The sequence below is a fragment of the Vibrio sp. V01_P9A10T6 genome (genome assembly GCF_963877065.1).
In the GTDB taxonomy this organism is placed as follows: domain Bacteria; phylum Pseudomonadota; class Gammaproteobacteria; order Enterobacterales; family Vibrionaceae; genus Vibrio; species Vibrio anguillarum.
Map to the genome: position 1 here is coordinate 1 of NZ_CAWNTB010000052.1, position 6,963 is coordinate 6,963.

At 43.1% G+C, this 6,963-nt stretch carries 5 protein-coding genes; 2 read left to right on the forward strand and 3 right to left on the reverse strand.

The annotated features are described in order from the left end of the window. Positions 1 to 10: 10 nt before the first annotated feature. Positions 11 to 3,877, forward strand: coding sequence for a VCBS domain-containing protein (locus AACQ21_RS03155; RefSeq protein ID WP_339366310.1), 3,867 nt, complete (start codon positions 11 to 13; stop codon positions 3,875 to 3,877). A 60-nt stretch (positions 3,878 to 3,937) separates the two neighbouring features. On the opposite strand, the gene AACQ21_RS03160 is transcribed toward AACQ21_RS03155, so the two are convergent. After that, positions 3,938 to 5,131 (reverse strand): class I SAM-dependent methyltransferase, encoded by a 1,194-nt coding sequence (locus tag AACQ21_RS03160; protein ID WP_017049815.1) that lies wholly within the window; start codon positions 5,129 to 5,131, stop codon positions 3,938 to 3,940. 222 nt (positions 5,132 to 5,353) lie between these two features. Between AACQ21_RS03160 and yccX the strand changes: the two genes are divergently transcribed. Further along, on the forward strand, positions 5,354 to 5,632 hold the full coding sequence (yccX, locus tag AACQ21_RS03165) for an acylphosphatase (RefSeq protein ID WP_026028007.1): 279 nt from the start codon (positions 5,354 to 5,356) through the stop codon (positions 5,630 to 5,632). Positions 5,633 to 5,688: 56 nt separating this feature from the next. Here yccX and AACQ21_RS03170 read toward each other — a convergent pair whose 3' ends face one another. Beyond that, positions 5,689 to 6,018, reverse strand: coding sequence for a TusE/DsrC/DsvC family sulfur relay protein (locus AACQ21_RS03170; protein ID WP_010318448.1), 330 nt, complete (start codon positions 6,016 to 6,018; stop codon positions 5,689 to 5,691). 126 nt (positions 6,019 to 6,144) lie between these two features. Next, positions 6,145 to 6,813, reverse strand: a complete 669-nt coding sequence (locus AACQ21_RS03175) for a Bax inhibitor-1 family protein (RefSeq protein ID WP_010318447.1) — start codon at positions 6,811 to 6,813, stop codon at positions 6,145 to 6,147. Between the last annotated feature and the right edge of the window lie 150 nt (positions 6,814 to 6,963).

Here is a 6,963-nt window from a genome sequence, read left to right on the forward strand (position 1 = left end):
GTGGACGTTCGTGGCGAACAGTGCGTTCAATGAGATGAATGTTGGCGACAGCAAAGTCGAAAGCTTCACGGTGACGTCGGTAGACGGCACACCGCAAGTCGTGAAAGTGACCATCAATGGCACGAATGATGCGGCGACGATCGCAATCTCAAGCATTGCTCCTCTCTCCGAGGAAGGCTTATCTGGTGGACTTCAAGATGATATTGGATCCTCAGATACAAGCGACGCAGTTAAGGCATCTGGCAGCATCACAATTGATGATGTAGATAGCGATTCCGTAGGGATCACTCTTTCGGGACCGGAGGGCATCACGTCGGGAGGTATGGAAGTCGTTTGGGAATGGGATGCTCAAAATCACAAGCTGATAGGCTCTACATCTGGTAGTGATTCTAAATCCGTTATTGAAATCGAGCTTACTGCTCCTAATGCTAGTGGCAAGGGCGAGTGGAACTATACGGTCACTTTACTCAGCCCTGTCGACCATCCAGATGGCTCCCAAGAAGATACACTGAGTTTAGATCTCGGCGTATTTGTTTCAGATGGGCAAGCCACAACGGAAAGCAAATTATCGATCATCATTGAAGACGATGCACCTAGCAATCATGTGATGGAGCCAGTTGCTGCCACAGTAACTGATATTCCTGATGTGTTAATTGGCCAGTTTGATCTAACGAGTTACCGTGGTGATAGGACTACTATTAATGGTGGTCAATTTACGATTACTGCAAAAGGCTTCTCTTCAGCTTTATCGTCCACTTTGGTTAGTGCAAATATTAATGGTGACAGCGAAGGTATCGGCGTTAGTAGTAAGGGTTCTCCGTACCATAATCTTGCTAATGAAGTTGATTTTCGTAAGTTTTCAGATGGCAGTTCTGCATCCGAAGAGTTGGTTATTAAACTCGATCCTAACACGGTAGCTTATGGTGCGAAAATTGAGTTCAGCAAAATGTTTGGCGGTGAAGGCGAAAGCGGGATTGTTGAGTTTTGGCGAGATGGAAAGCTGATTGCAACTCAAAGTTTTACCTCTGATGAAAACCGTGGAGATTACGCTAAAGACTTTTCTGTGCAGCAGGGTGGCTTTGATACGATGGTTATCAAAGCTACTGATAATGGTAACTCGTTCAATCATAAAGATAATAGTGACTTTACCGTTAAAAATATCGAGTTTCTTGGTTCGGATGCGCCGCAGCCAATTGCTTATGGTTCTGGTGTCGTTGAACCGCAATGGGGGGCCGATGGCCGAGGGGCACTGCAATTAGTTGGCCTGGATGAATCTGCGACACTCAAAACGGTTACTGGCTCTGACATTACTGTTGGGTTAGTAGGAGCAAATACTCTTACTGGTAAAGATGCAGAAGGGCATTTAGTCTTCAAACTCGAGTTTACACCGACAACGGGAAAATGGGAGTTTTACCAGTATCAAAATATACAATCGCCGCTAGGTGATGGAGACATTGATTTCCAAGTGAAAGTTACTGATGCCGATGGTGACAGTGCTGTGCTTGGTTTTGCGGTTAAGCCTGTGTCTCCACCGGTTATTGGTGAATTGACGCTCAATGTTTCTGAAGAAGGATTACAAGGCGGCATAGTAGATGACGAATCCGTCACTGGTTCACAAGACACGACTAACCAAGCTTCAGTTGATGGTCAGTTAAGTCTTTCCAACGTTACTCAATTGTCCATTGGTCTACCGACTGATCGATACACATCTAATGGTGTCGCGATCACTTGGTCATTATCGCCAGATAAACAGATGCTCACTGGTTCTGCAAATGGTAATAAGGTTGTCGAGTTTGCGTTAGATGATCAAGGTAAAGTAAATAGTGTGTTACATGCACCTATCGATCATCCAGATAAGGCAAGTGAAGATCATTTAGCTATCGAGATCCCACTTGAAGCGAAAAATGCGGCAGGAGCAATCGGTACTGGTGTTGTTACTCTCGTCATTGAAGATGATGCGCCGTTAGCAAGAGACATTTTGCATGTCTTAGAATCAGAGACTAAACAAGGCGCCAATGTTCAGTTGATTTTAGACGTGTCGGGTTCTATGGCTTGGGAGGCTGGCAACGGTAAAACTCGTCTTCAAGTGATGAAAGAATCAGCGGTACAGTTATTAGATCAATACCAAGCTATTGGTCAGACTCAGGTCCAATTACTGTTATTTAATGCAACAGCTTCTCCTTACCATAATGGTTCCTCTTACTGGATGACGGTTGAACAAGCCAAAAACTACATAATGGGCCTAACGGCTTCTGGAGGTACAGATTATGATCACGCTATTGAATTGGCACAGAATCAATGGTCTGGTCTCGGTTATGGTGAGCCATTAAGTGGCGCTAGCAATGTGAGCTATTTCTTATCTGATGGTGTACCCGAAGGATACGATTGGAAAAATGGTGTGAAAAACTTTAACACCATAGAGAAAGATGAGCTTGATAGTTGGGTTAGTCATTTACAAGAAAACAAAATCACCTCTCTTGCTTATGGTATGGGGAATAATGTTCCGCAAGGAGAATTAGATAAGGTTGCTTATGATGGCCATTTAAATGTAGATACAGGCTCTATAGTAGTGTCTGATGTGACTCAGCTTCCCCCTATTTTATTACAATCTGTCATTCAACCTATCGGCGGGAATATTCTTGTACCTGTTGATGGTTATGGGATGGGAGCTGATGGGGGAGTGATAGCGAGTATTACTATCAGCGATGTTACCTATTTATTCGATGGCCAATCGATATCAGTTATGGGGACATCTTCATCTCTGACCCATAGTTTTGATCCTACAACCAATACTTTGTCAATTTATATTAATGATAAACACTCATTAATTATTGATTTGGATGATGGCAGTTACCAGTTCTTTGGGGCAACTATTTCATCGGATACCCAATTGGTTTTCGACTATACATTAAAAGATAACGATGGGGATACAAGCTCAAGTTCACTAACATTTGTTGTTGGGCACGACATTAAAGCTGAAGGAAATAGCATTGATTCGATACAGCTATACGATACCACTACGTCAAATCAAAAAGTGCAGTGGTCAACATCGGGTGCCGGTTCATCGTCGGTGACTTATCACGATCATGTTGAAAAAGGTTTAGTCGTGGATGTAGGCGATGGTGGTGATTATGTCTATCTCGGAAAAGGAGATGACATTATTTATCTTGGTGATAGTCATGTTGACGGCTTGGATAATCATACACAGGCTCATCTAAAAGAGATGGCGGCTTCCGATCTTTTGGATCGTTTTGGGACTGGGCTTGATGGCTCTTGGCTACAAGATGCCAATAACGAAGACAGCGCACTCAATATCCCGGGAGCTAGTAATGCTTACGTCGATATAGCTCATGGCGGTGGTGGCGATGATCGTATATTCGGCCAAGGAGGTACAGATCTCGTCTTTGGAGGCTCGGGTAATGACTATATCTACGGTGGCGAAGGGAACGATGGCCTTCGCGGTGGTACTGGTAATGATATTCTAGATGGTGGTGCTGGGAATGATGTTCTAATTGGCGGCTTAGGCAATGATATCCTTACTGGTGGTGATGGTGCAGATATCTTTAAATGGGTTGAGATGGAAACCGCGACTGACCGCGTTACTGACTTCCATCGTTCGGAAGGGGATTCGTTAGATTTCTCTGATTTGTTCGAAGACATGTCCAAAGACGAGATCACAGTATTACTTGATGGGCTGAGTAGTGCAGATCATCAAGGTGTTGTGGACGATGTATCTATCCGTGTTACAGGAAATGAACATGAATCGCACCTAACGATTGTCAAGTCGGGTCAAACATTGACCGTGGACTTTGATGGTGCGTCAGCTGCGGATATCACCAGTAGCTTGATGGATAACCTAAACCATTTAAAGGACTAAAATAACGAAAACCGGAGCTTGATAAGAGCTCCGGTTTTTCTTGCTGTCTATAAATACGGCTTACAACACCTTACAAGCGAACCCTTTTAGATAAAACCCTTCAGGGTAGGCTGAATCTGTCAAGTGGTCAGCGGCTTGCTCGAACCTTTCAACAAATTTAACGCTGCGACCTGCATCAAGCGCCGCGTCCGCAATGATTTTTTGGAAGAGATCGGTGCCCATAAGGCCAGAGCATGAATAAGTGAGTAAAGTGCCACCGGGTTTTAAAATTTGCATTGCCAACATATTGATGTCTTTATAACCATTTGCACCAGAGGTCAGGTTATTTTTACTCGATACGAACTTAGGTGGATCCATGATCACCACATCAAACAGCGTTCCTTGATCACGGTATTCTCGCAATAATTTGAAAACATCGGCATTTAAAAATACAGCGCGTTTTTTGGAGATATCGAATTGATTGATCTCTGCATTGTATTTGGCGGTATCTAATGCAGGTTGTGAGACGTCGGCATTAATTACACGTTTGGCACCGCCTTTAAGAGCGTACAAACCGAAGCCTCCGGTATAACAAAAGCAGTTAAGGACATCTTTATCCTTTACATATTTTATCGATTTCTGGCGGCTGTCACGTTGGTCTAGGTAAAAGCCTGTTTTGTGTCCACCAACAATATCGACGCTAATTTTTACGCCATTTTCTTCGATAATGACCGATTTTGGCGGCTCATCGCCATGCAGCACGCCCATGCGCTCTTCCAAACCTTCTTTTTTACGAACGGCAACATCTGAACGTTCGTAAACATGGCACTCTGGGAAAACGATTGTCAGCGCTGTAACAATATTCGTTTTATGGTATTCAGCTCCTGCGCTAAGCAGTTGGCATACTAGATAATCTTGATACTTATCGATAGTAATTCCTGGCAGCCCATCAGATTCTGCCGCAATCAGCCTAAAGCCCGTAAGACCATCTCGTTCAATAATATCCTGGCGGACTAACAGTGCATCTTCGATTCGTTTCACAAAGAAATCGACATTGATCTCCTGTTTCTCAAAGCTCCAAACGCGAGCACGAATTTGAGAGGTAGGTGAATAGGCTGCTTTTGCCAACCACTGATTATCATGAGCATAAACGTCGACAGTTTCTCCAAGGCTAGGCTCACCTTCTACCTTGTTGATCCCTCGGGAAAAAACCCATGGATGTTTACGGCGCAAAGATTTTTCACGGCCTTTGACTAGATAGATTGCAGCTGTCATACATTACTCGATGAATATTCAAAATGGGGGCGTATTTTCATAGAAAAGGTTGTGGAAAGCAAACAAAGAGCGAGCTTCAAACGTAAATAAAGGAAATTGTTTGAGGAGAGTATCTGTGGGATGTACATCAAATTAATCCACTACCGTTTCTTTCATTATGGTGAAGGACACGTTTTAGTAGATAAAATGATTGAGTGTTTAAACATAGAGTGAGGTATCCAAATGGCTCAACAGTGCGACAAGTTTATCGTGACAGGCAGGGTCCAAGGGGTTGGTTTTCGTTATCACACCGCTCATCAAGGACTAAAGCTAGGCTTAACAGGCTATGCTAAAAATTTACATAACGGCGAGGTTGAAGTCATCGCCATTGGAAATAGTGAAAATTTGGAGCAGTTTTATCAGTGGCTTCAACAAGGCCCCAAAACGGCGAAAGTAATGTCTGTGTTGCGTGAATCACTTCTTTCTTATACTGAAAAATATAGCGGATTCGAAATACTTTAAAAGTAGCACCGCTTTGTGCTTTGTATGGTTAAGTTGCTTGGGGGCTTAGTTTCACACTACAAGCATTTGGCAGGTTTTGGTAACCCAGCAAGTTTAGTTGCTTGTTTGGCCGGGCCTTTTTTAAAGAGTTTGAACAGATATTTGCTATTGCCTTTTTCCGGACCATGCGCTTTTTCCATCGCTTTGACTAACATACGCACTGCGGGTGAAGTATTAAACTCTTCATAAAAGTGGCGCACGAACAAAATGACTTCTAGATGAGCGTCTGTTAACTCGATATCTTCCTGACTGGCCAGCGTCTGGATCATTCCTTCTTCCCATTGGGTATGGTCTAGGAGGTAACCCTGAGCATCAGTTTCGACGGTTTTACCATTGTATTCAAACATCTTTATTACTCGATTAAAAATCCGCGTTTAGGGTAGCGTAGTGAATGTGTGATCTCAACTGTTTAGAAAGCAAAAAGCCCGCAAGCTGTGGCTTGCGGGCTCGTTTGGACAAAATGTCGACGTAAATTAGTCGTCGTTCATAATGCCTAAAATAGCCAATAAGCTTGTGAACAAGTTCAGAATATTTAGATACATTGAGATGGTAGCACTAATGTAGTTTGTCTCTTCACCTCGTACGATGCGGCTTGTGTCAAATAGGATAAAGCCAGAAAACACGAGCGCCGCGATGCTGCTGATCGCAAGTTGGCCAACGGTAGAACCAACAAAAATATTAATAATTGCTGCAACGATGACAATAATGAGGCCTGCCATTAAAAAACTTCTCATGAACGAAAAGTCTTTTTTAGTCGTAATGGTATAAGCGGATAAGCCCATAAAAACAAGGCCAGTAAGACCGAGTGCTTGAGCAATAATGCTAGAGCCATTCGGGATTGCCGCATAGTGATTAAGCATTGGTCCCAGAGCACCGCCCATTAATGTGGTGAACACAAATGTCCACACTATACCAGAAGAAGAGTTAATGGCTTTAGGCATCACGAAGAATAGAATACCGATTGCTCCCAACTGCATAGCGAGTGCCATGAATGGTGAAATCTGCATTGCCATTGTTGCCATCGCAGCAATAGCACTAGTGATAAGAGTCATTGAAAGCAAGAAGTAAGTATTCTTCAACACTTTATTAGTTTGTAGTGTGCTCTCTAAGCTAGCTGAGCGAGTAAACATAGGGCTGTTCATAATCTTCCTCGTAAGGGTTTATGTTTGTTTGTACATTTATGGGGCTGAATGAGCTAAAAAGCAAGCCCTGTATCGTATTTGTTTTGTGTAAATTTTAATAAAAATAGTCACTTAGATGTTAAAGAATGTGTAACACCATGTGTCTATGAT

Excerpts from the sequence above, each read along its gene's own strand:
- AACQ21_RS03170 (WP_010318448.1), bottom strand. The coding sequence starts at position 6,018 with ATGTTTGAATACAATGGTAAAACCGTCGAAACTGATGCTCAGGGTTAC.
- yccX (WP_026028007.1), top strand. The coding sequence starts at position 5,354 with ATGGCTCAACAGTGCGACAAGTTTATCGTGACAGGCAGGGTCCAAGGG.
- AACQ21_RS03160 (WP_017049815.1), bottom strand. The coding sequence starts at position 5,131 with ATGACAGCTGCAATCTATCTAGTCAAAGGCCGTGAAAAATCTTTGCGC.
- AACQ21_RS03175 (WP_010318447.1), bottom strand. The coding sequence starts at position 6,813 with ATGAACAGCCCTATGTTTACTCGCTCAGCTAGCTTAGAGAGCACACTA.